Below are 26462 nucleotides of genomic sequence, written 5' to 3'. Positions count from 1 at the left end.
GCCGACGCCACCGCGGTCTCCGCCGGTCAGCTCTCGGCGTCGAAGAAGTCCGCGGACAGCACCGGGCCGTCGGGCATGGCCGGTGCCGGACCGTGCTTGGTCGACCGGTCGGTGCCGTGTTCGGGGTCGAGTTCGACGACCAGATCCTCGAACCGGCAGTCGAGGATCCTGCACAAGGCCACCACCAGCTCCAGCGGGATCTTCGGGGGTTGCTCGGCGGAGACCAGGCGGTAGACCGTGCTGCGATCGAAGTCGAAGCCGTAGCGGCGCAGTTCGGGCACCAGTTTGGTGGTGTTGTACCAGTTGCGGCGCACCGCCATCAGTTCACGCAGCCGCCAGGCGCACCGCGGTTGCCGGGCGTGGAAGTCAGACTGTCCACTGTGTTCCTGCTGTCCGCCGGACGCGGCCTTCATCGTGTGGTCCTCCGTTCCTTCGCCGTGGTGGCGGGCTGGGTGTCGGTGGCGTCGAACTCGTCGTCTATGTCGGCCTCGATCTCGGCTCGCGCGAACGCGGTCCGCAACGCTTCCTCCTCCGCGGCGTCGAGGAACTCGCGCACCTTGGTGTTCTTGTAGTCGCTGGACAGGGCGGTGTAGATCGCGGTCGTGGCCGCATGGGAGTGGCCGACCTGCTCGGTGACGAACGACGCGTCGTAACCGGCCTCGATCAGCCTGGTGACGTAGGTGTGGCGCAAGCAGTGCGGGCACAGGTGGTCGGGCAGACTCGCCAGGGCGCGCCAGTGGGCGAAGCGGTCGTTGACCGAGCGGATCGAGATCTCTCCGTCGCGCTCGGTCGGGAACATCACGCCGTCATCCTGGCGGTCGACGTAGAACAGAGGCCTGATGTTCTCGACGTAGTAGCGCACGGTGGTCACCGCCCAGGGCCACACCGAGATCACCATCCGCCGACGCGGCGGTTGGCCGGGCAGGGCCTTGCCCCACCGGACGGCCAGCCCGGCGAAGTCGCCAAACTCCGACAGCTTGGCCTGCCGCCGCCAGTCGTGGATCTCCAGCCAGGCGGTCTCACGCCGCCGCAGACCCCAGGCGTACATCGTGGTGAACAGCGCCAGGTCGCGGGCGGCGGTCAGTGCGCCCTTGTGCCCGGCGGCCCGCAGACGGCCGATCTCGGGATCCATCTGCCCGAAGAAGGCCCGGACCTCGGGGCGGGTCAGCGGCCGGTTGCGGCTGGGCTGGCCGACGTAGCCCTGCGAATGGCGCACGGTGTTGAGCTCGCCCAACGCCATCGTTGGGAACGTGCCGAACAGCTCCCGGCACACCGTCGGCCACTCGTAGGCGGTGTTGGTCACGTATGACAGGAACGCTCGCAGCTGCAACTGCTTCTGTCCCAGCGTCGAGTGCGCCACCGCGGCGGCCACGGTGGCCGACCATCGGTCGAAGATTGAGGCATTCCACTCCCACGGGAACGCGTCGGCGAAGGCGTGCAGCTGGCGCACCGTGCGCACCCGACCGGCGATCGTGTTGGGCTTGAGCGCACGGGCCTGCTGATGCTCGACGAACCCCTCGATCATCTTCTCGAACACCGCTTCGGTGGGGCGCAGCATCGTCACTCCGGGCACCACGTACAGGGTCGCGGCACCCGGTACGCCCTGCTCCGACTGCATGCTTCGGCTGTGAGGTTGCTTCTCCACGCCGCCACCTCCGGCAGTAGATGATGCGGGCGGTGCATCAATGATGTGGAGGAGGCTACATCAATCGCAGCAGGGAGACCATCGGCGTGGCAGGCTCTACTGCGGTCATCGATGCCTGGGGTGCGCTGCTCACGTTGCGCAGCACGCGCGCCGTTGGGTTTGACGCTCATGACACGCTGGACCTGGGGTTGTGGCGCACAAGACGCGGTTACGCCAACCTTGACGGCTGCAAGGGACGCGTCAGGAAAGCGAAGGTGCGAATGACTGAGCAGATTCGACTTTGGGTTGAGGTCATCTTAGCGCTGGGCGTGACCACCGGAGTCGGCGTTGCGATCTACGGTCTTCGATTGCTTGTTCGACGGCAACGCTTTTCTGAACGCATTGCTGAAGAAAATCGCATCGACGCAACAGAACGTCGCGTTACGGAACTGTATGCCACTGCCGTCGAGCAACTTGGCAGCGAGAAGCCCGCAGTTCGCCTGGCAGGGGTGTACGCATTAGAGCGACTGGCGCAGGATGTTCCAGGAATGCGGCAGGTAGTCGTAAATGTCCTGTGCGCATATCTGAGAATGCCATACGGTGAAGCGGGCACTTCGGATTTCCCTGCTGGCGACATGTCTGCCCACGGGCAGGAACTGTCGGTCCGGCTGGCTGCACAACGCGTTCTGTCGACACATTTGAGGGCGGATGTCGACGTTCAAGCGGCCATGTTCTGGCCGGAAATAACCCTCGATCTTGCTGGCGCCCGCCTAGTCGATTTCGACCTTTCTGGCAGCGAGCTTAGGCGTGCCAACTTCACGGACGCGTCATTCATAGGATTTGCTCGGTTCGCCGGCATGTACGTTACAGGCGAGGCATCCTTTGAGAACTGCAACTTCGTGAATGATGCTTACTTTGACGGCCTTCGGATCGCCGGGCATGCAAAGTTCTCGCGCGCAAACTTCGCTAGTGCGGTCACTGTTCGGGGCGCAAAGTTTGAAAGCTTGTCCGAGTTCGACGAAGCCAACTTTGCTCAGAATGTCGACTTCTCCGGGTCTCGCTTTGATGGTGCGGCAAGGTTTCTCGGTGTCAACTTCAGTTGGGATGCCTCCTTTGAGGGGGTTCGATTTTCCAATGCGGTCCACTTTGACGGAGCCGTGTTCAATCGGGATGCCTCCTTTGAGAGGGTCGCTTTCATGGGTGACGCATCCTTTCGGGGGTCTGTATTTAAAGAAAACCTGCTTCTGACCTCAGCAACCCTAACTGGTGCGCCTATCGCGTTGCAGAGGGTAGATCTGCTGGAAGGCGAGGAAATCGATCTCGAAGAGTTGGCCGAAACCGGTGCTCGCCAACTCAGGAGGTATTCAGAGACTGGCCTACGGCCGAACCTTGTTCAGGCGATCGACGCGCTGCGGCGAGCGGTGGAGCTGACTCCGTCGGGCTCGGTGGAACAGGCTGGTCGCCTGTCCAACCTCGGGATCGCCCTGCGCGCCCGCTTCGACCACACCGGCTCTCCGGCGGATCTGGATGAGGCGATCGACGCGCTGCGGCGAGCGGTGGAGCTGACTCCGTCGGGCTCGGTGGAACAGGCTGGTCGCCTGTCCAACCTCGGGATCGCCCTGCGCGCCCGCTTCGACCACACCGGCTCTCCGGCGGATCTGGATGAGGCGATCGACGCGCTGCGGCGAGCGGTGGAGCTGACTCCGTCGGGCTCGGTGGAACAGGCTGGTCGCCTGTCCAACCTTGGGATCGCCCTGCGCGCCCGCTTCGACCACACCGGCGACGTGGATGATGTAACAGCTGCCGTCAGTTACCTAAGAGAATCGGTATCTCTGATACCGTCCGACTCGCCCGAGCGTCCTCAGCTACTGTCGAATCTAGCGCTGGTTCTGGTGCGTCGACACGCTTCACTTGGTGATGAAAGTGATCTAGACGAAGCAATCGAATCCCTACGGCAAGCCCTGGCTCTTACGCCAGCCGAACTAGCGGCAAGATCGGCATACATCTCAAATCTGGCAACTGCTCTACAAGCTCGATATGCGTCGCGAGCAAATCCGGCTGATCTGGACGAGGCGATCATCGCGATGCGCACTGCTCTTGCCGAGGCGGAGCCGGGTGACGCGTTCCGGACGACGTATCTTTCGAATCTTGCGGCTCTTCTGCAAGAGCGGGCTCAACATCTCAATGACAAGTCTGCGTTGGCAGAAGCAATTGAACTCTATCGTGAAGCGATAGCATCGACTGAACTGGATCAATCGTCGAGACGGTCCTACGAGGAAGCTCTGGCCGGGTTGTTGACGAGGCAGAGCGAAATCGTCAGTGGTGGCCAACGGTGACCGACTCCCCTCGGCAACTACGACGGTTTCGTGGGCGGCCACTGCTCTCCGGCATGTTAACCGCAACTCTCACCACAGCGGTCGGTGTTGCGGTGAATATCGCAACGGCGCTCGTCAGCAATCCGATCGCTTGGGTGGCAGTAGCGGTCGCCACCGTCGCAAGTGGCGGAACTGCTGCTTGGGTCAGCAGGGGGCAAGCGCAGGTCTCCGCTGAAGTTATCGAGGAAACCTTGGACGAGGAGATGCCCAAGCGTTTCCGCATCGAGAGGAGATCGACTTCGCGGCGAGTCTCGAGGGGGGTCGTGAAGAGGAGGACAATCGAGACCCGCCCAGATGGCACCCGGTTGGAGACAATCGAATTTTTCAGCGAAGAGCTGGCTCGTGAGGATACAACGATCGTAGAGTAAAGCCAGGCAAGCCTTGATCAAGGGTACGACTGCTGATGCATCGTGTACATCACTGCGCGGAATCCCCGTTCCCCGGCACGTCCTGGGCCAGGACGAGCCGGTTGAATTCCAGACTTTCCTCGTAGGGGTCAGGCCGGGGAAGGGATTGGTGAGGACCTTCTCGCTCATCGGCACGCCGAGAGTGGCCGCGCCGACCAGTCGCGGCTGGCCGGCGTGGTGGTCGAGCAGGCCGTACCGGTAGGTCGTGCTCGGTAGGGTCTTGGCGTAGTAGTGCAGGCGGATGTAGCTGGCTGCGGTGTTGTTAGAGATGGGAACGACCTCGTACCGGTCGGGAACGAAGCCTGCTTCGTCTGCTGGGCGCCACCTCGGTGTGCCGAAGTGTCAGCGTTGCGTCCGGATTGGCACCGGCTCTCCTTGTCCTGTGCTGTTCGGAGTGGACAGGGAGAACCCTGGCCGGGCGCTAGGGGGCGTGACACCCGACCGGGGTCTGAAAGCGGGCCGGCGAGGAAGCACCAGCCCGCTCATTCAGGTGGTCAGAGGTGGCCGGGGATGGACAGGAGTTGCCGGTGCTGCTGGCAGTAGGCCCCGACCGCGGCAACAGTGATCACGCTGGCGTCGGACGGCGGAGGTCTGCCTGGTGGCCAGCGTCGTGACCGCGTCGGGAACCGACGCCCCGAACCGGACGCGGTGGGCCGAGACATCCGGCCCACCGCTGCGACGAACGGGTCAGAACGGCGCCATGGCCGCGGTGAGCCCACCGGCGGGAACCGCATCTCCCCACGGGCTGGGCACGGGCACGCGGGCCGCCAGGTGCGCCAGGAGGTCGCCGTGGCAACGGTCCGGTGCGCAGGAGCACCCGAGGGTCTTCTCGGTCAGCTCGCCGAGCGCGGCCATCAACTCCGGCTGGTCGGGCAGCCACTGCTCGTAGAGATCGCAGACCTCGTTGCGGGTACCGTCGATGCCGATGACGAAGGGGTTACCCCACTTCGATCCCCGGCCGATGTAGACGTCGTACCGGGCGTACCTCCGGTGGACGACCAGCGGATGTGCCAACTCGTGCTCCTTTACCGTGCGGGCTCGACCTCGCCCGCCGGGCAAGCGCTCACCGGGCGGGTTCGGCCTTGAGGGGCTGTCGCTCCGCGTGCCGGACATCAGGCCGTGGCCGGGCCCCGCAGGGGGCGGCGGGGGTTCCGGCCCGTGCTTTTCGGGCCGGGTTCATCGCCGCGGACCCGGCCGCGGTCTGATCGGCTTCGCGCGGAGCGACAGCCCCGGCCGCGCCCGCTCCACGGCTCTCCCTCCACCGACCCCACCGCGCTCCCGACAGGCGTCGCCGTCGGCCTCGTGCTCAGAGCTCAATGGCGAGCCGGCCGGTCGGCGCGTAGACGCAGTCGACGTCCTGGTTGTTGTGGCGTCCGCTGCACCGGATGGCCCCGAGGCGGCGGCCGGGAACGGTGAGCTTGCGGCGGGCGAGGCGCTCGTGCTCGTCGATGAGCGAGCCTTCCAGGGCCTCGTGGTGGCGACCGGCCTCGGCGAATCCCGGGATCTCGGGCAGGCCCGCGGCCTGCCACATCCGCAGGCACAGGCCCGTGGCCGCCGAGGTCAGCGGTGTCAGCAGGCTGGTGTGCAGCAGTGCGCAGCACACCTCGGCCGCGGTGCCCGGTCGGGTGTCGGCGCCGGCCGCGACCCGGTCGAGCAGTTCGCGGCAGTGCGCGCGGTAGACCGTCTCGCTGTCGGCCAGCCGCGTGAGGTCCGGGTTGGCCGACAGCAGCAGGAAGCTGTGGTGGATCCGGTCGGCGTGTGCCGGGTGCCGGCGGCGGGCGGTCTCGATCTCCTCCTCGGCCCACTGCATGCTGTCGAAGGATGCACCGACGGACGTGAAGACCTTGCCGAATCCGTGGCTGAACAGGACGTTCGTGGCGGTGTTCACCTCGGAGCCCGGCAGGTCGGTTGTGCTGTCGTGGCCGGGCGCGGTGCGGGTGGTCATGGTGCTAGGCCCCCTGTGGACGGGTAGCTGGTCGGGCGGGTGGCGCGCATCCACTGCGCGCTGGTGTAGCCGAGTCCGTCGATGTGCTCGGGCGGGGTGCCGAGGGACAGGCTCAGTGCCGCTCGCCGGTTGGCGAGCGAGGTGCGCAGGTCGGCTCGGCGAACGGGGTCGTGCTTGGCCGTGGTGATGCAGGAGCCCAGCCACAGCAGTTCGAGTACGTTGCGGTCGGCGATCGGGCCGCGGGCGTCGGTTCGGGCCACGGGGAGCGGCTGGTGTGGTGCCGGTTGCCGCAGCTGCGGTGGGGTGAGGTCCACCGGCGTGATCTCCCGGCCGCTGGTGGTGGTGATGTCGTCGAGGGCACCCCACCGCACCCGTAGTGTTTCTCCCACCACGCCCCACGGACCGGTCATGGAGCGGATCCGGACATGGGCCATGTCCAGGTCGCCGAACAGGTAGCGCCCGAGGATGTCGAACTCGACTGCGACGCTCGGCGAGACATGGCAGACGGCGCGTCCGAAGGGCTGGTCGGGGACGTCGAGAGGCACGGTGTGCGCGTCCACGGTTGTCATGCACCCGCCTGGCGGGCGTCGCGCGCAGCCGTGGGCCGCGTGCCGCAGTCGGGCCACCGCCGGGGCGCCGGGACGGGGACGCGGGGAGAGCCGGTGCCGTTCGTCCCTGGCGCGGCGGGGGCGGTCACGTGTCCCGTCCTTGCGGGTGGAAGGTGTGGGCATAGACGCGCAACTGGGTCACGGTGCGGCCCTGGTCGAGCAGGTCCACTCCGGAGGTCTCCAGGATCTCGGCCAGGGTGTGGATCTGCCCGGCCATGAACTCGGCGCGGTCGGGAGGGGGTGGTGCGCCGATCGCCTCCAGGTGGGCGCGGGCCAGTTGCGCGCCGTTGACGCCGTGGTTGCGGGTGCGTACAGCGATGAACAGCATGGCCGCGTACTCGATGGTGTCGTGGCCGAACACGCCGTCGACGGCGACGGTGATCGCCTCCCCCGCGGCTTCCTCCCGGGCCTCACGCTCCAGGACCGGGGTGCGGGGAATGCCGATGAGGGTGGCAACGGCGGCGGAGCGTCGGTAACTGTCCTGAGCGGCGCGGGCGGCGTCGGCGGCGATGCCCGGCGCGGCCAGTGTCCGGATCTCCTGCATGGGGTTTCACGTCCTTTCGGCACCGGATCCGGCACCGTGGTTGTCGGGGTCGTCGGGTTCGACCAACCCGGTCCGGTCGAGGCCGGGCGGCTGTGGGTGGTGGGGCGCACTCGTCGTGTGCCGGCGGCGGAGGAAGGGGGCAAGCACTGCCTTTCGGGCTTGCCTCCGACCCCCCGCCGGCGCAGAGTGCGACCGCCCCACCGCCCAAGGGCCGCCCGTCATCTCAGGGCCACGTCTGCGCCGGCGGGTGTTGTCGCAGCGTCAGCGCAGCCGCCACTGCGCGTCGACGGTGGCGGTGATCTCGTCGCCGTACAGCCAGGTGGCCAACAGCGGTCGCAGCGGTTCGGCGATCGCCCGGTCGATCTGGGCCAGTGGCACCCCGGTGTGGTGTTCGCGCCGGTGGTGCGCCCAGGCGGTGAGCACACCGACGAGGGCGTCGGCCAGCGCACGGGTGGGCGTGCCGGGCGGGTAGGCGGCTTGCAGCGCTGTCAACACCCGGTCGGTGTCCGACAGCGGGGTGCGCACCTGGTAGTGGTGCAGGTAGGGCAGGGTGATCTCGACCGTGGTCTGCGGCTGTCGCCCGGCGAGCACGACGCGGTTGTTGCGCGTGTCCCCGCCGCACTGCACCACCCAGACCTGTGACCAGTCGGTCCAGCAGCGGGTGACGCCCTTCATCATCGGCTCGGGCAGCCGGGCGCGGACCTGCTGTTCGAACTCGCGGCGCAGACCGCCGCCGATCAACGCGTTGCCCAGGTCGCCGACATCGCGCACGTGCAGCTCCCGGTAGGGCGGGACGAACGCGGACACGGGGCCGGGCATCACCGCACCTCCGGAACGGTCGCGGACCGCGTGGGAGTCGCCTGCCGCAGCGCCAGCGCCTGCTCGACGTGGCGGCGCGCCGGCGGGGTGAGGCCGTCGAGGTCGGCCGCGGTCCAGGCCATCCGCAGCACGGCGTCGGCGCCGCGGTGGGACAGCGCCCCGATCCGTAGGGCGTGGTGGATCGGGGCGTCCACCGCAGCGGGCAACGGCCGGGAGTGCAGTACCTCCTCGGGCACGGTCGCGTTGGTGAACACGGTGTCGGAGCCGGACGCGGCCTGACTCCAGCGGGTCGCGGCGCGGGCCCGTGCGCGCAGGACACGGGCGCGGGAGTGGGCGCGGACGCGCCCGATCCGGTCCCGATCGTCCTCGGGCGGGAGCATCACAGCCCGGGAGGAGGCGAGCCGGAGCCGGATGTCCAGGACGTCCAGCAGCACCGGGGCAAGCCGGGCCCGCGGCCCAGGGGTGCGAATGCAGGTGGCGAACAGCTGGCCGAGGGCCGGGTAGCGCAACTCGTGCCCGCCATGGGCCAACCGGACTTGCCGGTCCAGCAGTGCCCGGCGCAACGTCTCGAGCGCGAGGGGTGTGAAACGGTCGAGGTCGCAGGCCACCAGCACGCCGTGGTGGGCGCGGCTGACCGCGCCGGGCACGCTGCCGCCGACCAGGGCGGCGAGCGAGTCGCTGTGGTGGGCGGTCACCATCGGCGCCGTGGCGGTCAGGATCGCGCCGTCCTCGCGCGGGCCGGTCAACGACCGGATCGCGGCGAGCTGGAGCTGCTGGTCGGGGGTCAGGTCGGGCAGCAGCTGGTGCAGCCACTGCGCGACCAGCAGCGCGCCCGCGCCCTCGGCGGCGTCGAGCAGCAGGTGGTGCCCGCCGGCGGCGGCGACTTCCACCGCCCGCAGCGCCGGGGCGGTCAGCGCCCGCCCCGGCGGCTGTGGGGTCTCGGCGACGAAGCCGGCGGGCACGCCGGGCCGGTGCAGGGCGGTGTCGGTGCCGCGCAGCCAGTCGGCCACCTCGCTCAGCGTGTGCGCGCCGAGCACCTCGACGCCGTCGACGAGCACGGCCTGGCCCAGGGCGTCGGCGGGCACGATCACCCGGTGCAGGCCGTGCGCGCGCACGGCCTGCACGGCGGGCAGCACGCCGCGGGTGGGGCGCAGGCTGCCGTCCAGACCGACCTCGCCGAGCACCGCGGTGCCGGCCAGCCGCCGCGCGGGGACGCCCAGGATGGCGCAGAGCGCCGCGACGGCCACGGCGGCGGCCTGGGGCGCGGCCTCCGGTGAGCCCAGGTGCACCTCGATGCGCCGGTTCCGGTTCGGCCGGCCGGAGTTGGCCAGGGCCGCGTGCACCCGGTCGCGCAGCTCGCGCTGGCCGCGGCCGTTGCCGCCGGTGAGCAGGATCTCGGGCGGGCCGTCGCCGGCAGTGGCGGTGAGGGTGGACACCTGGCCGGTCAGGCCACGCAGGGACACGGTGTGGACGGTGGACATGACGAACTCCCCAGAGGTGATGTTGTTCGGGGTCGGCCCGGAGTACCAGGGCTGAGGGGGTCGGACACCCCATGTCGGGGCCTCGTCCGGGAGCTGCCGCGGTGTCGCGCGAGCCGGTCGAAGGCCTCGCCGGCACGTTCCCGACTCGGCCGAGCCCGCGCTGCTCGGGGGTGCCCGGGAGTCGGGTGAGGGCCACACCGGGGTCCCGCTGGTGCTGCTGCAGCTGTGCGGGGCCGGTCAACTCGCCCGGCGGGCCAGGCGGTCCGGGTCCAGGATCAGCACGGTCCTGCCCTCCAGGCGCAGCCAGCCGCGGTGGGTGAAGTCGGCCAGGGCCTTGTTCACCGTCTCGCGCGAGGCTCCGATCAGCTGGGCGAGCTCCTCCTGGGTCAGGTCGTGGGTGACCCGCAGCAGCCCGGCCTCCTGGCTGCCGAAGCGCACCGCCAGTTCCAGCAACGCCTTGGCCAGCCGGCCGGGCACGTCGTTGAGGATCATCCCGCTCAGCATCGAGTTGGTCCGGCGCAGCCTGCGCGCCAGGGCGCGCAGAAACTGCTCGGAGATTTCCGGACGGTGGGCCATCCACTGCCGCAGGGCGGGGCGGTCGATGCTCAGCACCTGCACCTGGGTCACCGTGGTGGCGGTGGACCCTCGGGGGCCGGGGTCGTGGATCGACACCTCGCCGAACATGTCGGACGGGCCGAACAGGGCCAGCAGGTGTTCCCGGCCACCGGGCGTGGTGCGACTGATCTTCACCTTGCCGGACCGGATGACGTAGAGCCGGTCGCCCGGCTCGCCTTCGGAGAAGATCACGTGGCCGCGGGGGAACTCGGAGGTCTCGCCGACGGCGTCGAGGGTGGACAGGATCGGGTTGTCTGCGGGCAGGCCGGTAGTGGACATCGTGGACTCCTGGTGTGTCGGCCGGGCGCGGAGGGCGGGTACGGATCAGTGATCCGGCGGGGTGGTCACCCCGACGCGTTGGGCGGCTCGGGCGTGGCGGCGGTGACGGCCAGGGCGAGGGTGCCCGGACCCGCGTACTTGCTGTCGACCTCGTCGTGGCAGGAGCGGCAGACCACGCCGCCCTCGGCCATGGCCGAGCCCTTGCCGCTGGCGTGGCAGCACGGGGTCAGGGCGATGAGGTACTCGGTGCCGTCGTCGTGGTGGATCGGGTTGTCCGGCTCACCCAGCGGGACGAGCAGGTCGCCGTCGGCGTCGATGCCGCGGACCCGATCCGCGATCATCGTGTGGACGGCGATGCGGCGGCCGTCGGCGAAGGTGAGTTCCACGGTGTCGGTGGAGTTGGTCGGTTTCATGATCGGGACCTTTCGGTGTCGGCGGTGAGGACGCGACAGGGCGGCCGGTGCCCCTCCGACATGTGGGTGGGTCACCGGCCGCCGAGCTGGGGTGCCGGGTCAGGCGAAGGAGGCCGCGTAGCGCATCGCCTGGTGGTTGATCTCGATGGCGCCGCCGTTCATGGCCACGGGGTGGACGTCGCGGCCGGCCAGCAGGCCGGCTTCGTCCGGGTCGGCGGCGTAGTCCCAGCCCTCGCGCTCGCGGACGTCGGCGTGGATGTGGTCGTGGCCGTGTTCGCAGGTGTGACCGCGATTGTCGGGCAGGTGCCAGGACAGCCCGCCGCACTCGGCGGCGTACTCCTCACCGTCCTCGTGGTTGAAGCGGGCAACCAGCCATTGGCACGCCCAGACCTCGTCGGCCAGGCAGCAGGCGCGCACCGCGTCGACGCTGGCGTGTGCGACCGGCTTGCCGTCGGGGTGACGGCCGCGGTTTCCGCAAACAGGCATGGGTTCTCCCGTCTGGTGGTGGTGCGTGGACGGGTGGGGCACCAGCGGGAACGCCACCGCGCGGAAAGGGGGCGCAGCCTCGCGCAGCGACGCCGAAGGCGCCCTTGGAGCGTGGCGGCGTTCCCGCTGCCATGTCCCCGTCCACGCACCACCACCGGACGGGGTTCCGTTCCTGGGCACTACTGGCTTCGAGGCAGGACCATCCAGGTGCTCACCGCAGGTCGTGTGGCGGCCGGTGGTCGCACATCACGGGCGGCTGGTTCACCCTCCTGTGGAGGCACGCCCGGCGAACCATCTGCCGGCGGCGCAGGTCGAGCAGGGCGTCGTCGACGGCGGCGTCATCCACGGGCTGCGGCTCGCCGGTTATGGTGTGGTCGGTGGGCGAGTTCGGGCAGGGGCGCGGTGTCGGTACGGGAGGCATGACGGCTCCGCGTTCGAGGGTGAGGGGCCGGTCACGCAGGGTGGTTACGCAGCGTGATCGCCGGCGCGGTCGGGCGCGGCGAGGTGCGTTGCAGGTGCAGGTCGACCAGGAATGCCAGGAACGGCAGCGACGGCGGGTAGCGGTGCTCGCCGTGCAAGGCCGGGTCGTCGGCATCGGTGGGGATCTCGCCGTCGACGGTGACCTGCCAGTGGTCGCCGCGCGGGCCGTGGGGAGCGGACTCGACACGGGAGACGACGGTGACCAGCCGGTCCTCGCGAGTACGCAGTCGGGCGGTGACCTCGACGCCGACCGGCAGGTGCGGCGCGACGCCGAGGGCGTCGTGCGGGTGAGGGGCCACCAGGTCGCGGTAGTACAGGGCCGCCGGCGCGCCGCCCAGCCGGAAGTGCAGCTCGACCAGGTGCCCGCGGGCCCAGTCCCAGGCGCCGCACTCGCCGGCCGCGCCCCGGCGCGGGATGTTGCACTCGACGGTGTCGGGGAGCAGGTAGCAGCGGCTGGCGTCGTACGGGGTGATCCAGCGCGGGCGGGTGGTCGGACGCAGCGCGGCGGTGATCGACACGGCACCTCCTGGCGGGTACGGCGGCGGTAGGCGGGAAGCGGCGGACGGGCGATGGTGTGGGCGTGCGGGCCTGTCGGAAGCACCGAACTGTGCGGACCCGGCCGAAGGCCAAGGCGTGGCAGATCGATCGGGTGGTCGCAGACTGGATTCGGGTCAGGTGTGGGCGCCCTTGGCTCCATTCCCGGCCGGTGGCCAGGGCCTGCTCGGCCAACGAACGCAACCTCTCCGGCGGAAGTCCGGTGTCGAGGGCTTGACGGATCAATCGGGCGAGACGATGGCCGGGAGACGCCGCCTGCGCGTGATCCAGTGCCACGCGGCTCAGGGGTCCGCCGCCGCGCAGGCAGGCCGACACGGCCGGCAACACGGCCGGTTGTGCCCGTTCGGGTACAGGCGACTGTCGGGTCAGCTCCGTCCACAGCCGTTCGGCCGCGGCCGCCTGGTCGGTGGCTGCGAACCCGAGGCAGGCGTCGCGGACTTCCAGGTCACCGAGGGCGTATGCCAGTTGCGCGATCTCGGTGTCGGTCAACGCCTCGGTGCGCAGGTCGGCACGGGTGACGTGGTCGGCGACCAGGCGGTAGGCATCCGAAGCCGCAGGACGCCCGGCGTCGGCAAGGCCGAGGAGCAGCATTTCGCGGCGGTGCAGAACCTCCTGGGGTGCCGGCTCCAACGTCGCGACGAGCTCGGCTCGGCTGGCGAAGGTCCGCCGGCCCTGCATCGCTGTGGCAGCCGCTGCCGGGGAGCACGCGGGGTCGGCGACGGCGCCGGTCCGGGAGGGAGCGTGGTAGTTGCTCCATCGGGCGCCCTCGGCGATGCCGGTCGTCCAGAAGGCCGCGACGTCGACGCCCAGTTCGGCGAACCTCCGCGCGATCGCGTTGATCAATGCGGCATGAGGTGGGCCGTCATCGTGGTGCCGATGCCGGGTCGCGACCAGGGTCAGGATGGCCTCGCCCTCGGCGTGACCGACCAGGGTGTCGAGAAGTCCTCCGGTCGATGCCGGTTCGGCGGCGACGTCGGAGATACTGAGCCCTTTCCAACCTGGCGGTGTGAGCGATGACCGTGGTGGAGACATGACGAAGCTCCTGGTAGATGACTTCTCGACCAAGAGCAAGGCCATCGCCAGGAGCTTCGAGTGCTTGTCTACCCATCCGCGATCGACCTGTCCGGTTCACACCTGCAGTTCCTCGCTCACCAGCTGGCCGCGCATCGTCGTCGGATCGGCAGCAGGTGGCGCAGACTCGACAGTGGCCGTCAAGCACTGCTCGTGCTGGCCCATCTGCGCTGCGGCGACACCTACAGCCGCCTGGCCGCAGGGTTCGGCATCGGCCTGGCCACCGTCTGCCGCTACGTCCACGAAGCGGTCGAACTCCTGGCCGCACTGGCACCGTACCTGGCCGAAGCGATCCGGATCGCCGCGCGCAAGGCCTACGTCATCCTCGACGGCACCCTGCTCCGTATCGACCGGATCGCCGCCGACCGGCCGTACTACTCGGGAAAACACAAGCGGCACGGCATGAACGTCCAGGTCCTCGCCGACCCGGCCGGACGCCTGCTGTGGACCTCGCCCGCGTTGCCCGGTTCGGCTCACGACCTGACCGCAGCACGCGCCCACGGCATCGTCGACGACCGCACCGCAGCCGGCATCCCGTGTTGGGCCGACAAGGCATACCGAGGCGCCGGCGGCCCGATCCGCGTCCCCTATCGCGGCAGGTGGCACAACCTCTCGCCCGGTCAGCAGGCGGCCAACCGCTCGCATGCCCGCATCCGCGCCCTCGGCGAACGAGCCGTCGCCACCCTCAAGACCTGGCGACTACTACGCAGACTCCGCTGCTCCACCACCCGCATCACCGACCTGACCCGAGCCATCCTCGCGCTTCACCTCAACGCTGGATGAGGTTGGAAAAGGCTCCTTGTAGGCATTCAGCGTGGCGCTCAGGGCCTTGTCAGGCGTCCCTGGGTCGGGTCAGCGAGTCGGTGACGTCGGGGCACCCCCCTAGGTCGTGTCGCGCTGAGGGCTCATCGGCCGCGTGAGAAGATAACGGGCTCACAACCCGTGCTGAGGTGATCGATGGCGAGCGATCCGTACCACTACCCACCCGACCTGTTCAGCTTGCTGGTGGACACCATCCCGCTGCTCCAGCGGTCGAAGCCAGACACGGTGCGCTTCTTCCGGGCCTGCGGCGTCGACGAGCGACACTTGGCCGACGTGCAGCGTCGGGTGGCCGCGGACCGCAGTTCGATCACCAAGTACGACATCGCGCGGACGGCCCTCGGCCGAGTCAACGAGGAGGGCGACTCCGGACTTCGTGCTCGCCGCGAGATCGTTCGCCGGGTGGTCGAGTGGGAGGACTTCTCGACCTGCTGGTCGGAGGAGGCGCTTAAAGCGCAGGGACTGGTGGCCAAGGTCCGCCAGCTCGTTAGCGTCAAGGACGCGTTCGTCCGCATGCAGCAGGAACGTGACCGGGAACGGGATGAGCGCCTGCGTTCCCAGCGTGAGGCCGCCGCTGCGGCGCAGCGCAAGCGCGAGCAGCGGCAGCAGTTGTACCGCCAGCTCACGAAGCTGTTCAGCATGACGGACCCACGCCAGCGCGGGCTTGAGCTCGAACGCCTGCTCAACCAGATCTTCAAGCTCGACGGCCTCGGCGTTCGCGACAGCTTCACCTTGAACATCACCGACGGTGGGCAGATCGGCGAGCAGATCGACGGCCTCATCGAGCTGGACAACCAGCCGTACCTCGTTGAGGTGAAGTGGTGGAACAAGCCACTCGGGGTTGACGGTGTGTCGCAGCACCTCGTCCGGGTGTACAGCCGCGCCGACGTTCATGGCCTGATCATTTCCGCGTCCGGCTTCGCCGCCACGAGCATCGACCAGTGCCGCACCGTGCTGGCGCAGAAAACCATCGTCTTGGCGGAGCTGGGAGAAATCGTCTACCTGCTGGAGCGTGAGGGCGATCTCGCGGAGTGGTTGCGGGTCAAGACCCGGGTCGCGATGGTCGACCGTAGGCCGCTGTACCGACCGAACGTGGACGGCGTGGCCTGACCGGCAGTGAGATGACTCAGTCCCCGGTTGGTTGAGATCGCGGTCGGGGGATTCGCACACTCGCGCGTCCGGGGACTGAGAGCCTGCATGGTAGTTGGTTCCCGGCAACTACGGGACGGGGGTGACAGCGGAGGTCAGCAGCACAACATTGGTGTGAGATCCAGTCGCAGGCGCTGATTCCAACATTCGGCCCAATTCTCCGGCCGATACCGTTCTCTCTATGGACCGATGTGCACGGTGTGTGACTAACCGTAAATACTATTTCTGCGGATGCTGCGACGGTGACGGTAACGGATTGGTAAGGATTTGATCACATTGGCAACCGTGTTGCGTAAGTATCCGATCATGTACCTGATGACACCCTGGGCTGCGCCGGACATCGCGTTACGTCGGGGCGCACAGCCTTTCTGAGATACGGAGCATGACAATGGACGAAAAGGGCGGCAGCACGCCGTCAAGGCCGAGTCGGTTACGGCTTGAGTTGTTTTGGCTTGGCCCCGCTGTGCTGGGTACTGTGCTGCTAACTGCGCTGCTCCTGCTGTTGCCCTCGGGCGCCAACCTGGCAACTGTGATGGCTGTGCCGATCGGCGTAGCGGCTCTGATCCTGGCTGTGCTGCCGCTTCGTCTGAAGCAGGGATCGGAACAGAAGAACGTCACTCCGGCACCCCGGCGGACCTGGATCGCGTGGACCGCCGCGGTGGTTGTTCCGGCTCTCGTCGTGTTCGGCTACGTGCAGTTCAGTCCGACTAGCGCCGCAGCTGACGGTGAACCCGACCCACTGGAATACCTCAAGGCGCACACCACGATCGACATCGGAATTAACGGCAAGCTTCCAGGGTGGAGTAAGGATGAGGGTGGTCAGTCCTATAGCGGGTTCGATATCAAACTCGCCTTTGCCCTGGCGAAGGAATTCGACTTTACGCCCAACTTCGTACCCATCGACCCATCGGAGCGCGCTCAAGCATTGCCCGACCGTAAGACCGGCCGTGCTGGTAGAGTCAAGCTGGTGATCTCGAATTACAGCATCACTGACGCGCGGAAGAAAGACGTCGACTTTGCTGGTCCGTACTTCCTTGATCACCCGGGTTTCCTTGTGTCGACTGCGGCAAAAGACGAGTTGGCAGCGGCGGAGCCAGCTGTATGCATGACGAGGGGTGTCACGGCAAACAATTTTCAGTCGCAGATTCAGGCCATTGGTCTGCGCGTGCAGAACACTGATCCGAACCTGGATAAGTGCATGGAGCAGTTGGTCAATCCTAGCAATCCGGTCACGGCCGTCGCGACCGACTACACCATTCTGCAGGCATACGCTGCAAGCGCACCGAGAAGTTATCCGCCAGGTACCTATAGGGTAATCGAGAACCTATCGCGGGATGAGATCTCCGGTATCGGTCTCCCCAACCACAGCCCAGAACTGTGCAAACAGATCAGCGCTTTCCTCGATAAATTTATCCGGACGTCATGGGAGAGCGAGTTCGCCAACGAGTTGGCGCCCCTCGGGGTAAGCCCGAATGGTCGTAAACCTGTCCACACGGACCCGGCCCACTGTAAAGAGCCCACGACGTCCTAAGGCGCTCTCCGACGGAGTCTGCGGTCTGAGCTGATTCTGGGTGTCCGGTAGGTGGGTGAGAGCCGCCGGGTGATGAATGGTCTTGGAACGGCTCAATCAATGCCGATCTCGGGCGGTAGCAGCTCGCGCCTCATGGGTCGGGCAGTTCGGCCAGGCGGTGCGCCAGGTCGGCCAGATGGGCGAAGGCCAGGAGGCGGCTCGTAAAGTCAGCCCGACAGACCGTGCAGTAATAGCTCGTCCAGCGGCGGGCAGCGGTCTCGTCGCCGTCGACTGGTGTAGTGAGTGCCTTGGTAGCGGTGAGGCGATAGTCCAGTTCGTAGTGCTCCGTCAGGCGCAGGTCAGCGACGGAGCACAGGGATGGGATGTTGTCCCAGGGCGATGGTGGCGTCAGTACGGCGCAGCTCATAGCGTCACCTCGCCACCGAGCATGACCCACAGCAGTACGAGACCGATAACGACTGGGCCGAGTTGACTGGTGAATTGCTAGCACCAGTGGCCCCAGCTGAGGCGATGGCGACAACGGGGGTAGTAGACGCGGCCAGGTTGGAGGTACGTCATACGCACGGGGCGTTGGCCCACCCGGAGAACTTCACGGAGCAGCTCGAGACGGTATGGGCTGATGTCGATAATTCCACCGGTGGTGCGATTGATGTAGTGAGCCTTTTCCAACCTCATCCAGCGTTGAGGTGAAGCGCGAGGATGGCTCGGGTCAGGTCGGTGATGCGGGTGGTGGAGCAGCGGAGTCTGCGTAGTAGTCGCCAGGTCTTGAGGGTGGCGACGGCTCGTTCGCCGAGGGCGCGGATGCGGGCATGCGAGCGGTTGGCCGCCTGCTGACCGGGCGAGAGGTTGTGCCACCTGCCGCGATAGGGGACGCGGATCGGGCCGCCGGCGCCTCGGTATGTCTCCACCACGGTCATCGCTCACACCGCCAGGTTGGAAAGGGCTCAGTATCTCCGACGTCGCCGCCGAACCGGTATCGACCGGAGGACTTCTCGACACCCTGGTCGGTCACGCCGAGGGCGAGGCCATCCTGACCCTGGTCGCGACCCGGCATCGGCACCACGATGACGTCGCCGGGGTCGTCCACCCGGACCGTCTGCTTCCGGTCGAACAGCGTGTGTCCGGACGGTGACGGAATCGACGATGAGTCAGCGATCACGGTGGTCTCCTCGGAGTTCGACGTGAACGGGTGGACTGGGCGGGATTGCGGACTGAGCCAGTGCGGGTGGGGCGGGCCGGGAGCCCGTGGTGGTCGGGTACACCGGGGTGGTTGGGCCCGCGCAGGGAGGCAGGCGCGGGCCCAACCGACCGGGGGATGCGGTGGTCACGCCGCCTGCTGGTCGCCGATCTGCTTGTCGCCGGTGGTGACAGGGGCGAGGTGGGGCCACTTCTCGTGGTCGAGGGCGGGGTTGAGCACCACCTGCTCGATGTGGGAGAGGGGGTAGCCCAGGGCCTGCAGCAGCTCGATGTAGAAGCGGGTGTCGTCGCTGGGCGAGCGCCAGCTGGCGTCGGCGTTCTCGGTGTACTTGGCGTTCCAGTGCGCCTCGCAGGCGCCGACGACCTGGGCCAGACGGATCAGGACGGCCTGGGTCTCGGTGGTGGTCTTGCGCCGCAGGAGCACCGCGATCGGGTTGTTGGTACGGCGGTGGTCCTTGGGTTCGCCCAGCTTGAGCAGGGTGCAGGCGTAGGCGTAGGCGTGCGCGGGCGCGGACTCGGCGAGGTAGTCGCCGGCCAGTACCGGGGCGAGCGCGAGCCAGTGCTGCAGGCGGGCCGGCAGCGCGGTGGCCTTGCGCTTGCGCCAGTCGGTGAAGTACTGGGTCAGCCACTTGCGGCGGGCGATCTTGGCGTCGCGCCACAGCCGGTTGTTCGCGGTCGCGCGCTTGCGTTCGCCGGTCTGATAGGCGGCGTCGCGTTCGGGCTGCGGCGCGCTCGGCGCGAAACGCAGGACGTGGCCGTGCGCGGCGTGGTCGGTGCAGACGTATCCGACGTCGGTGGTCGACCGGAAGGGGATGTCGATGACGTAGGCGGCGTGACCGGGGCAGCCGGCGTGGTCGGCGGCGGTGAGGGCGTGCTGGGCCTGCCCGTCGGCGAGCAGCCGGGACAGGGGGACCACGCCGTCGGCGGCGGGGTCGACGATCGGCACGCCCTCGGCGCGCAGCCGGTCCTCGGCGGCCGCGATCCGCACCGAGGCGAGGGTGCGGTGGCCGTGGGTGGCGTAGTCGAGGCAGTAGTGGACGACCTCGGCCTCCAGGTCGCCGTCCACCCACACCGAGACCGCGCGTCCCGGGCAGTCGGCGTGCCCGGCGGGGTCCAGCGGGTCGACGCCGTCGCCGGCGCACAGCGCGTCGAGGCGCTCGGCCCCGTCGGGCAGGTCGTCCTCGTCGTCGGCCAGGGTGTAGCCCAGGTCGGTGAACTTCTGCGTCTCCCGGGCCAGCATGGCCTGCTGCTCGCGCCGGTCGCGCAGCTGCTCGATCGTCCACTGGAACTGGTGAGGCCGGGTGGTCAGGACGTCGACGAGCCTCTGGTGGGCGTCCTCGTCGTCGCCGAACTCGGCCAGCTGGGACAGCAGGAGCATGTCCGCGGTGGGCAGGGCCTTGCCGGCGGCCCGGGTGCGGGTGCTGGCGGCGACGGCGAGTCCGGCCTTGATCCGTTCGTCGGGCAGGCTCAGCTCGCGGGCGATCGTCTCGGGGGCCATCCCTTCCAGGGCGAGCTGGCCGTAGAGCTGGGCCTCTTCGGCCGTGGTGTAGCCCTTGCGGTGGATGTTCTCGATGCCCTGGACCACCAGCACCTCCCGCCTGGTGCCGGGCGCGTGGACCAGGAGGTCGACGGTGAGGTCGGGGTTCTCGCGTTCCTTGACGGCGACGGCGGCGGCGTGGCGGTGGAAGCCCACGAGTACCGCGAGGACGCCGTCGGGGTCCGGTGCCACGTTGATGATCGAGACCTTGGGGTCCACGCCGTGCTCGGCGACGGAGGCCACCAGCTCGGGCCGTGTCTCGCGGATGTCGCGGACCACGCGGCTGTTGCCGTCCGCGCGCAGCCTCCGCGGGTCGACCCTGTGCAGGACGAAGGGGTAGACGGTCGGCGTGTCGGTGGTGACCTGGTCGATGGTGATCAGGTCGGGCGCGGTGCTGTAATCGGCGGTGTCGACGGTAGCGGTCATCGTGATGGCCTCATTCCGGGTGCTGTGGGCATGGCTGTGCCCTGGTGTGGGTGCGGGAATGTGTTGATGGTGAGGGGAAAGTGGTGTTGTGCCGGTGGGGATGTGGGGCCGGTGTGGTCCGGTGGTGCGCCTGCCGCGTGGCTCTGCCGGGGTGGGGGTGTCCAGCGCTTTCTGCTGGACACCCCCACCCCGGTGGAGCACGCTGGGCGGCGCCCACCGAACCCGCCGGCCCGCGCACCGAGGTCCGCGCGGGACGGATGGGCGGTCCTCGATGCACTTCGCCTGGGCGAGGCCGCACTCCGATGGATCCACAGGGCAGGACGCGCAACTGACCGGAACCGGGTCGGTGTTGTTGCCGAGGCCGACGGGGCATGGATCCGGGTCGATCACCGCCGCCTCCGTCCGTCCGGAGGCCGCCATGGACGATGTGGCAGCCCCGAACGTGCACGCCCGCGCGGACCGTAATGGGTGCTGCGCGGCCTACCAGTCGAAGACGGGCAGACCGTCCAGCTGAGGGCCGTCGGCGTCGAACAGCACGTAGGAACAGCCGCTGGCCTGGGCCAGCTCCACGATCGGCACGAGTTCGTCGGGCCAGTCGATGTCGCCGGAGGCGGCCTCGTCGGCGGGGTCGGGCACGAACAGCAGCCAGCCGTGCCGCAGATTGTGTGCGACGACACCCTCGTGGTCGTCGAGCTGCAGGCAGGTCTGCTCGCGGAGGTGGCTGGTGGACAGGTCGAGGAAGGTGCGGATGGCGGACTGGGACATGATTGGATCCAGGGGGTGTAGGGCGGGCCTCATCCGGCAAGGAGGTCCAGTTGCGAGGCGTCGGTCCAGGCCGCGGGGAAGGTGGGGCCGGTCTTGTCGATCGCGGTCGCCGGCGCGAGGGTGATGAACTGCTCGGCTGTTGTCTTTTTCTCCGCGAGAAGCTGCGGCTCGCGGTGGCGAAGCCAGGCTCTGGGGTGGGCGTCGTCGGGAAACGCCGGATTGCCGACGGTCAGCGGCGTCTGGGCGAGCCGAGCGCGTTGGTCTAGCCGTGCCCGCATCTGCTCGGGCGTGCCGACGTCGAGAATGCGCACCGATCGGGCGTAGTTGACCTTGCCGTCGGAGCGGGGCGAGAGTGTGCGCCGTACGTCGTAGACCGCCCACGGCAGGCTGGTCAGCATCCGCTCGAACGCGGCGAGCACTGCGGCGGTGCCGGCCGAGGCCCGCAGGAGCGACAGCAGTCGTTCGCCCTTGATCAGCCCCTGGGTGGGGTTGAGCGCGGTGGCGGTGAACTCCATCACCAGGGCCAGCACGCCGGCGTCGGGTTCCTCGATGAACCGGGCCGTGGTCTGCACCCGACCAGCTTCATTTGCTAGAGCGAACGGACAGTAGGTGCAGGCGCTCTTGATCCACTCGACGCCGAAGGTCTCCCGCAGGAATGCCCGCGCGCGGGCGCGGTCCCATCCCCCGTCCCACTCGCGCAGCGGGTAGACGCCGGTGCGCAGCTCGGTGTCGTACTCCTTGTCTCGCTTGGCGCGGCGCTGTTCGCCCTTCTCGTAGCCCATGACCTGTCGGTAGGGGCGTCCCCGGGTGAGCTCGGCGATGACGAGGTCCAGCGGCCACGCCTTGAAGTGCTGGGAGCAGAGCCTGTCCCCGGTGGTCTGCGGGACGGTGCCGCCGTCGAGCATCTCGTGGGCCAGGGTCCAGGCGCCGACCGGGTACAGCCGGTCGGGCGTGCGGGTGTCGGACAGGATCTCCACCCCGTCGGCCTCGCGTGGGCCGCGGCGGGCGACCTGGATGTAGCGGACCCGTGCCCGGGCCATCAGGGGGAGCAAGTGCTGCTCGACCAGGCGTCGGGTGGCCGGCCACTCCTGGCCGGTCATTCCGGTTATCTGCAGTTCATTCGATGGTGTCAGTGGTGTAGTCAGCGTGTCGAAGTCCTACGTGGGCGGTCCGTCGTGGACGCTGTGGCGGCCTGTCGTTGACGAGAGTGGTGTCGGTGCGGGTACAGCGGTTGGCTGGCGAGACGTCGGTGTCGTACACGGTGGTCGGTGAGGATGCTCTGCCGGTGGCGCCGATCGAGGCGTATTTGGTGCATCTGGTGGCTCGGGGCAAGTCACCTGCGACGGTGAAGGCGTATGCGCAGGACCTGAAGGACTTGTTCGTCTGGCTTGGTCAGCGCGGGCAGGACTTCGCCGAGGTCGAGTTGGAGGACTTGGCGCAGTTCGTCGCGTGGTTGCGGCGGCCGGTGGAGTTGCGGCAGCCGGGCGTGTTCGTGCTGCCCGGCAGCCCGTCGGCGTTGGACGCGGCGACGTTGCTGCGCAAGCGGGCGGCGTTGGCCGGGTTTTACCGGTTCCATGCCGTGCGCGGTTCGGCCAAGGCGGTGCTGGGAGGAGCGACACCGGGTGCGCGGCATGCGACGGGCGATTACCTGCCGGTGCTCGCGCACACGATGCGCGGACCGGTCGAGCACAGTCCGCTGCGCCTGCCCGCGGGCGGGAGGAAACGGCCGAGGGAGCTGTCCGACGACGAGGTCACGTTGCTGCAGGACGCCTGCCTGCGGTTGAGGGACCGGTTCCTGGTGACCCTGCTTTATGAGTCCGGGCTGCGCATCGGCGAGGCGCTCGGGTTGCGGCACGCCGACCTGGACCCGGCCGAGGAGGCCGTGCACGTCGTGCCGCGGGAGGACAACCCGAACCTGGCACGGGTGAAGGAGATGAAGGCCAGGTCGGTGCCGGTCCGTGGCTATCTGTTCCAGCGCTACGCCGACTACCTCGACGTCGAGTTCGGCGAGCTGGACAGCGACTTCGTGTTCGTCAACCTCTGGCGCGGGCACCGCGGGGCGGCGATGACCTACAGCGCGGTCGCCGACCTGGAGCTGCGGCTGCGCAAGCGCACCGGCGTCGACGACCTGACCTGGCACGCCCTGCGGCACACCTACGCCACCCGGCTGCTGCGCTCCGGCACCCCGATCGAGGTGGTCGCCGAGCTGCTGGGGCACGAGTCGACCGAGACGACGAAGTCGATCTACTCGCACCTGACCCTGGGCGACTACCGCCGGATTTTGACCGAGAGCGGCGTCCTGGACGGAGGACCGGTGGCATGACGGTCCCCGTTCCCGCGCACCGGTCCGGTCTGCTGGCGCTGCTGCTGCAGACCGTCCGCATGGAGTTCCGCGTCGAGGTGTTCCGACCGGACCCCGACGACCCCGTGTTCACCGCAGGTCGATGCCGAGTGCCGGCCTGCCGCCGCCCGCTGAACTACGGCCGTGTCGGGCTCTGCCCGATCCACCAGACGGCCTGGACCAGGGCGGGCAGCCCCGACATCGAGCAGTGGGCGCCGCTGCAGGGGCCGGGGCAACGCAACACCGTGAGCTTCCCGGCTTGCCTGGTCGAGGGCTGCAACCGGGCACGGGGGCACATCGGCCTCTGCGCCCGGCACCGCGGCTTCTGGGCCAAGGCGGGACGACCGGACGCGGCCGCATGGGCGGCCGGGATCACCTACACGCCGTCGATTCGCGGGGAGGCGCCCTGCCGGTTCGTCGGCTGCGAGCGCAACGCCGACTTCAAGGCCGGGTTCTGCGCGGGCCACCACGCCCGCTGGAAGACGGCGGGCAAGCCCGACGACCTGCAGACCTACGTCACCTGCGCCACCGGCCGCGGCGAGCCGATGCTGGACATGCGCGGCCTGTCCCAGCAGATCCGGCTGGAGCTGGGCCTGGGGCTGCAACGCCGCGCCGATGCCGGTGACCGCCGCACCTGCCTGCGGGCGATCCAGCAGGCTGTGACCTGGATCCGGGAAAGCCAGGTCGCCAGCATGCTCGACCTCGACGACGACGCCTGGCGCAAGCAGGCCAAGGGCCCGTCGGGCAAGCGGGGCACCAACAGCGCGCTGACCTTCGTCACCGACATCCGCTACCACCTCGAAGCCCTGCTCGCCGGCGGCGCCTGGGAACGCGAATACGACCGCGACACCTGGGACCTGCGCAGACTGGGACGCCTTCCGGAGAACACGCCCCGCTACCTGCGATTCACCTCGATTACGCAGCCCTGGCTACGGGCGCTGGCCAAGCGCTGGGCCCGGCGGATGATCACCACCAAGAGCGCCACCGGCAGCCTGGTCGCGCAAGTGCGCTACTTGGGCAAGTTCGCCGAGTTCGCCGCGGGCGGGCCCGACGACTGCACCGAACCCGAGCGGTTGACCCGACAGTTGCTGGAGGCGTGGTTCGCCTCGATGGACGAGGAACAGGTCCACGTCGCCACCCGCAAACACCGGATCAGCGCGGTCAGCGTGTTCCTTTCCACCGTCCACCGCCTGGGCTGGGAGGAACGACTGCCCCGCACTGCGGTCATCGTCCCCGGCGACGGTCCGCCGGCGCCGCCGTCCAAGCCCCGCTTCCTCAGCGAAGTGATCATGAGTCAGTGCGAGGACGACGCCAACCTGACCAGGTTCCCCGACCCGCAGGACGAGCTCGTCCTGCGCATTGTCATGGCCTGCGGGCTGCGGTCCAAGGACGCGATCCGGCTCCCGTTCGACTGCGTCGTCCGCGACGACGCGCGAGCCCCCTACCTGGCCTGGGTCAACCACAAAGGGCAGGGGCGCGTCGCGTTCTTCCCCATCGTCGACAAGCTCGTCACGCTGATCCACGCCCAGCAGGACCGGGTCCGCGCACGCTTCCCCGCAGGCTGCGAGCTGCTGTTCCCCGCCGGACCGACAACCCCCACGGCCGCAAACCGATGCCCCGCGGCACCTGGGTCGAGCACCTCAACACCTGGCTGGCGACCATCGAGCTGGTCGACGAACGCGGCGACCACGTCCACATCACCCCGCACCAGTTCCGCCACACCCTGGGCACCCGCCTGATCAACAACGACGTCCCGCAACACGTCGTCCAGAAGCTGCTCGACCACATGTCACCGGCCATGACCGCCGTCTACGCCCGCCTGCACGACAAGACCGTCCGGGAGAAGTGGGAGAAGGCCGTCACCGTCAACTCCCAGGGCGAGATCATCCAGGTCACCGAGAGCGACCCGCTCAGCAACGCCGCCTGGACCCGCATCAGCCTCGGCCGAGCCAAGCAGACCCTGCCCAACGGCTACTGCGGCCTGCCGCTGATCCGCGACTGCGAGCACGCCAACCCTTGCCTGACCTGCCCGATGTTCCTCACCGCCCCCGAGTTCCTGCCACACCACCGGGAACAACGAGGCCGCACCCTGAAGATCATCGAAACCGCCAAGGCCGCCGGACACATCCGCATCGCCGAGAAGAACACCAAGATCCTGGACAACCTCGACAAGATCATCACCACCTGCGAAAGCTGCGACGACGGCGAAGTCGTCTTCGGCGGAAAGATCACCCAACTCGATGACCCGAGCTGACAACACCCACCACCTCGCCGCCGCCACCGCCAAACGCAGCGCCGACGCCCGCCGACGCGCCGAGAACGCCCTGCTGGATCTACGCATATCAGGGCGACCGGTCACGGTCGCGGCGCTGGCCACTGCCGCGGAGGTCTCCAGGTCCTGGCTCTACACCCAGCCCGACCTACTCGCCGGACTCCGCGGCCTCGCCGACGACAAGCACCCGCACTGCGGTCCGCCGCCGCGACCGAACGCTCACTCAAGGTCCGCCTAGCGGCATCGCTGAGCGCGAACGCGAAGCTCCGCAGCCGCGTCCAGGTCCTCACTGAGCAGAACGCCGCGCAGCAGCAGCAACTCGAACGGCTCTACGCCGAACTACGCCGTCTGCAGGCCGAACCAGGACGGTTCTGATGACACCGCCCGTCATCCCGTCGCGCCGATGACGAGGAACGGTGGTCAGACCCTCGCGGGCCTGACCACCGTCTCGGCACAGTCCGACTCCGTCGTGGCGTCCTTCGTCGAACGCCCGGTGGGGCCGAGTGCGTCAAAGATCCACTGCCCCGAACTCTTGGCCGGAGGCTGGGCAGCGACCTTCCTGCTTGCGGGGTCGAGGCCCCGCGTTGAACCGGGTGTTCTCCCGGTTCGCGCAATGGTGACGGATGTTGCCTTCCGGAACGTTAAACCGCGGTGGTGTTACTATCGTCACATGCGGGCACGTTTTTCTTGACTTTATGGCAGCGGCGTGATGGGGCATCCTTG

At 68.5% G+C, this 26462-nt stretch carries 24 protein-coding genes and 2 pseudogenes; 7 read left to right on the top strand and 19 right to left on the bottom strand.

The features are described 5' to 3' along the window. Nucleotides 1–26 precede the first annotated feature (26 nt). Together EKG83_RS26900 and EKG83_RS26895 are read right to left on the bottom strand one after the other, a co-directional pair. Nucleotides 27–413 (bottom strand): helix-turn-helix domain-containing protein, encoded by a 387-nt coding sequence (locus EKG83_RS26900; RefSeq protein WP_084717169.1) that lies wholly within the window; start codon nt 411–413, stop codon nt 27–29. Next, on the bottom strand, nt 410–1645 hold the full coding sequence (locus EKG83_RS26895; RefSeq protein ID WP_153278446.1) for a tyrosine-type recombinase/integrase: 1236 nt from the start codon (nt 1643–1645) through the stop codon (nt 410–412). The genes EKG83_RS26900 and EKG83_RS26895 overlap by 4 nt, the downstream gene beginning before the upstream one ends. A gap of 260 nt (nt 1646–1905) precedes the next feature. Here EKG83_RS26895 and EKG83_RS26890 point away from each other — a divergent pair, with 260 nt between their 5' ends. Then, the gene (locus tag EKG83_RS26890) at nt 1906–3960 is read left to right on the top strand and encodes a pentapeptide repeat-containing protein (RefSeq protein WP_153278445.1); all 2055 of its coding nucleotides are present in this window, start codon (nt 1906–1908) and stop codon (nt 3958–3960) included. Nucleotides 3961–5093: 1133 nt separating this feature from the next. Here the strand turns inward: EKG83_RS26890 and EKG83_RS26885 are convergent. The 11 genes and pseudogenes from EKG83_RS26885 to EKG83_RS49785 all read right to left on the bottom strand — a co-directional run. Beyond that, a complete protein-coding gene (locus tag EKG83_RS26885; protein ID WP_051767028.1) occupies nt 5094–5420 on the bottom strand; it encodes a DUF4326 domain-containing protein in 327 nt (108 codons plus the stop codon). 292 nt (nt 5421–5712) lie between these two features. Further along, nucleotides 5713–6351 (bottom strand): hypothetical protein, encoded by a 639-nt coding sequence (locus tag EKG83_RS26880; protein ID WP_051767029.1) that lies wholly within the window; start codon nt 6349–6351, stop codon nt 5713–5715. Then, nucleotides 6348–6920 (bottom strand): hypothetical protein, encoded by a 573-nt coding sequence (locus EKG83_RS26875; RefSeq protein ID WP_153278444.1) that lies wholly within the window; start codon nt 6918–6920, stop codon nt 6348–6350. The genes EKG83_RS26880 and EKG83_RS26875 overlap by 4 nt, the downstream gene beginning before the upstream one ends. A 124-nt stretch (nt 6921–7044) precedes the next feature. Further along, nucleotides 7045–7503 (bottom strand): hypothetical protein, encoded by a 459-nt coding sequence (locus EKG83_RS26870; protein ID WP_033435685.1) that lies wholly within the window; start codon nt 7501–7503, stop codon nt 7045–7047. Between the two features lie 261 nt (nt 7504–7764). After that, nucleotides 7765–8322 (bottom strand): hypothetical protein, encoded by a 558-nt coding sequence (locus EKG83_RS26865; protein ID WP_033435686.1) that lies wholly within the window; start codon nt 8320–8322, stop codon nt 7765–7767. Further along, the gene (locus EKG83_RS26860; RefSeq protein ID WP_051767030.1) at nt 8322–9803 is read right to left on the bottom strand and encodes an ATP-binding protein; all 1482 of its coding nucleotides are present in this window, start codon (nt 9801–9803) and stop codon (nt 8322–8324) included. The genes EKG83_RS26865 and EKG83_RS26860 overlap by 1 nt, the downstream gene beginning before the upstream one ends. Before the next feature lie 237 nt (nt 9804–10040). Further along, complete coding sequence (locus tag EKG83_RS26855; protein ID WP_051767031.1) at nt 10041–10697, bottom strand: Crp/Fnr family transcriptional regulator; 657 nt, start codon at nt 10695–10697, stop codon at nt 10041–10043. 65 nt (nt 10698–10762) lie between these two features. Then, nucleotides 10763–11110, bottom strand: coding sequence for a hypothetical protein (locus tag EKG83_RS26850; protein ID WP_033435687.1), 348 nt, complete (start codon nt 11108–11110; stop codon nt 10763–10765). Nucleotides 11111–11209: 99 nt separating this feature from the next. Then, entirely contained in the window at nt 11210–11596 is a 387-nt protein-coding gene (locus EKG83_RS26845; protein WP_153278443.1) for a hypothetical protein, read from the bottom strand. A 452-nt stretch (nt 11597–12048) separates the two neighbouring features. Further along, the gene (locus EKG83_RS26840; protein WP_033435689.1) at nt 12049–12594 is read right to left on the bottom strand and encodes a hypothetical protein; all 546 of its coding nucleotides are present in this window, start codon (nt 12592–12594) and stop codon (nt 12049–12051) included. A 283-nt stretch (nt 12595–12877) separates the two neighbouring features. After that, a pseudogene (locus EKG83_RS49785) lies at nt 12878–13663 on the bottom strand (DUF4192 domain-containing protein); the annotation flags it as partial. Nucleotides 13664–13723: 60 nt separating this feature from the next. On the opposite strand from EKG83_RS49785, the gene EKG83_RS26830 reads away from it, so the two are divergent. The 3 genes from EKG83_RS26830 (at nt 13724) to EKG83_RS26820 (ending at nt 17201) form a co-directional block, all read left to right on the top strand. Further along, nucleotides 13724–14485, top strand: coding sequence for a transposase family protein (locus EKG83_RS26830; RefSeq protein WP_153278442.1), 762 nt, complete (start codon nt 13724–13726; stop codon nt 14483–14485). Between the two features lie 174 nt (nt 14486–14659). Next, entirely contained in the window at nt 14660–15631 is a 972-nt protein-coding gene (locus EKG83_RS26825) for a restriction endonuclease (RefSeq protein WP_033436050.1), read from the top strand. Between the two features lie 427 nt (nt 15632–16058). Then, nucleotides 16059–17201 (top strand): transporter substrate-binding domain-containing protein, encoded by a 1143-nt coding sequence (locus EKG83_RS26820; protein WP_170191998.1) that lies wholly within the window; start codon nt 16059–16061, stop codon nt 17199–17201. A 130-nt stretch (nt 17202–17331) separates the two neighbouring features. On the opposite strand, the gene EKG83_RS26815 is transcribed toward EKG83_RS26820, so the two are convergent. From EKG83_RS26815 to EKG83_RS26790, 6 genes and pseudogenes are all read right to left on the bottom strand, one after another. Further along, entirely contained in the window at nt 17332–17607 is a 276-nt protein-coding gene (locus tag EKG83_RS26815; RefSeq protein WP_033436051.1) for a hypothetical protein, read from the bottom strand. 265 nt (nt 17608–17872) lie between these two features. Beyond that, nucleotides 17873–18100, bottom strand: a pseudogene (locus EKG83_RS26810) (transposase family protein); the annotation flags it as partial. Between the two features lie 14 nt (nt 18101–18114). Continuing rightward, entirely contained in the window at nt 18115–18360 is a 246-nt protein-coding gene (locus EKG83_RS26805; RefSeq protein WP_033436044.1) for a hypothetical protein, read from the bottom strand. 165 nt (nt 18361–18525) lie between these two features. Then, nucleotides 18526–20361, bottom strand: a complete 1836-nt coding sequence (locus EKG83_RS26800; RefSeq protein WP_033436045.1) for a ParB/RepB/Spo0J family partition protein — start codon at nt 20359–20361, stop codon at nt 18526–18528. Between the two features lie 480 nt (nt 20362–20841). Next, nucleotides 20842–21126: a DUF5983 family protein gene (locus tag EKG83_RS26795; RefSeq protein ID WP_033436046.1), complete on the bottom strand. Its 285-nt coding sequence runs from the start codon at nt 21124–21126 to the stop codon at nt 20842–20844. 29 nt (nt 21127–21155) lie between these two features. Beyond that, a complete protein-coding gene (locus EKG83_RS26790) occupies nt 21156–22226 on the bottom strand; it encodes a hypothetical protein (protein ID WP_051767105.1) in 1071 nt (356 codons plus the stop codon). A 107-nt stretch (nt 22227–22333) separates the two neighbouring features. On the opposite strand from EKG83_RS26790, the gene EKG83_RS26785 reads away from it, so the two are divergent. The 3 genes from EKG83_RS26785 to EKG83_RS26780 are packed head-to-tail and all read left to right on the top strand — an operon-like array spanning nt 22334 to nt 25721. After that, nucleotides 22334–23449: a tyrosine-type recombinase/integrase gene (locus EKG83_RS26785; RefSeq protein ID WP_322746691.1), complete on the top strand. Its 1116-nt coding sequence runs from the start codon at nt 22334–22336 to the stop codon at nt 23447–23449. Further along, nucleotides 23446–25206 carry a tyrosine-type recombinase/integrase gene (locus EKG83_RS48310; RefSeq protein WP_228122218.1) on the top strand — a complete coding sequence of 587 codons (1761 nt, stop codon included), beginning with the start codon at nt 23446–23448 and terminating at the stop codon, nt 25204–25206. Before EKG83_RS26785 ends, EKG83_RS48310 begins: the two co-directional genes overlap by 4 nt. Beyond that, nucleotides 25119–25721: a tyrosine-type recombinase/integrase gene (locus EKG83_RS26780; protein ID WP_228122942.1), complete on the top strand. Its 603-nt coding sequence runs from the start codon at nt 25119–25121 to the stop codon at nt 25719–25721. Before EKG83_RS48310 ends, EKG83_RS26780 begins: the two co-directional genes overlap by 88 nt. Nucleotides 25722–26462 lie beyond the last annotated feature (741 nt).

It is taken from the genome of Saccharothrix syringae (assembly GCF_009498035.1).
GTDB lineage: Bacteria > Actinomycetota > Actinomycetes > Mycobacteriales > Pseudonocardiaceae > Actinosynnema > Actinosynnema syringae.
The sequence above is the reverse complement of the archived record's forward strand: the minus strand, read 5'-3'. Positions and strand labels throughout refer to the sequence as shown.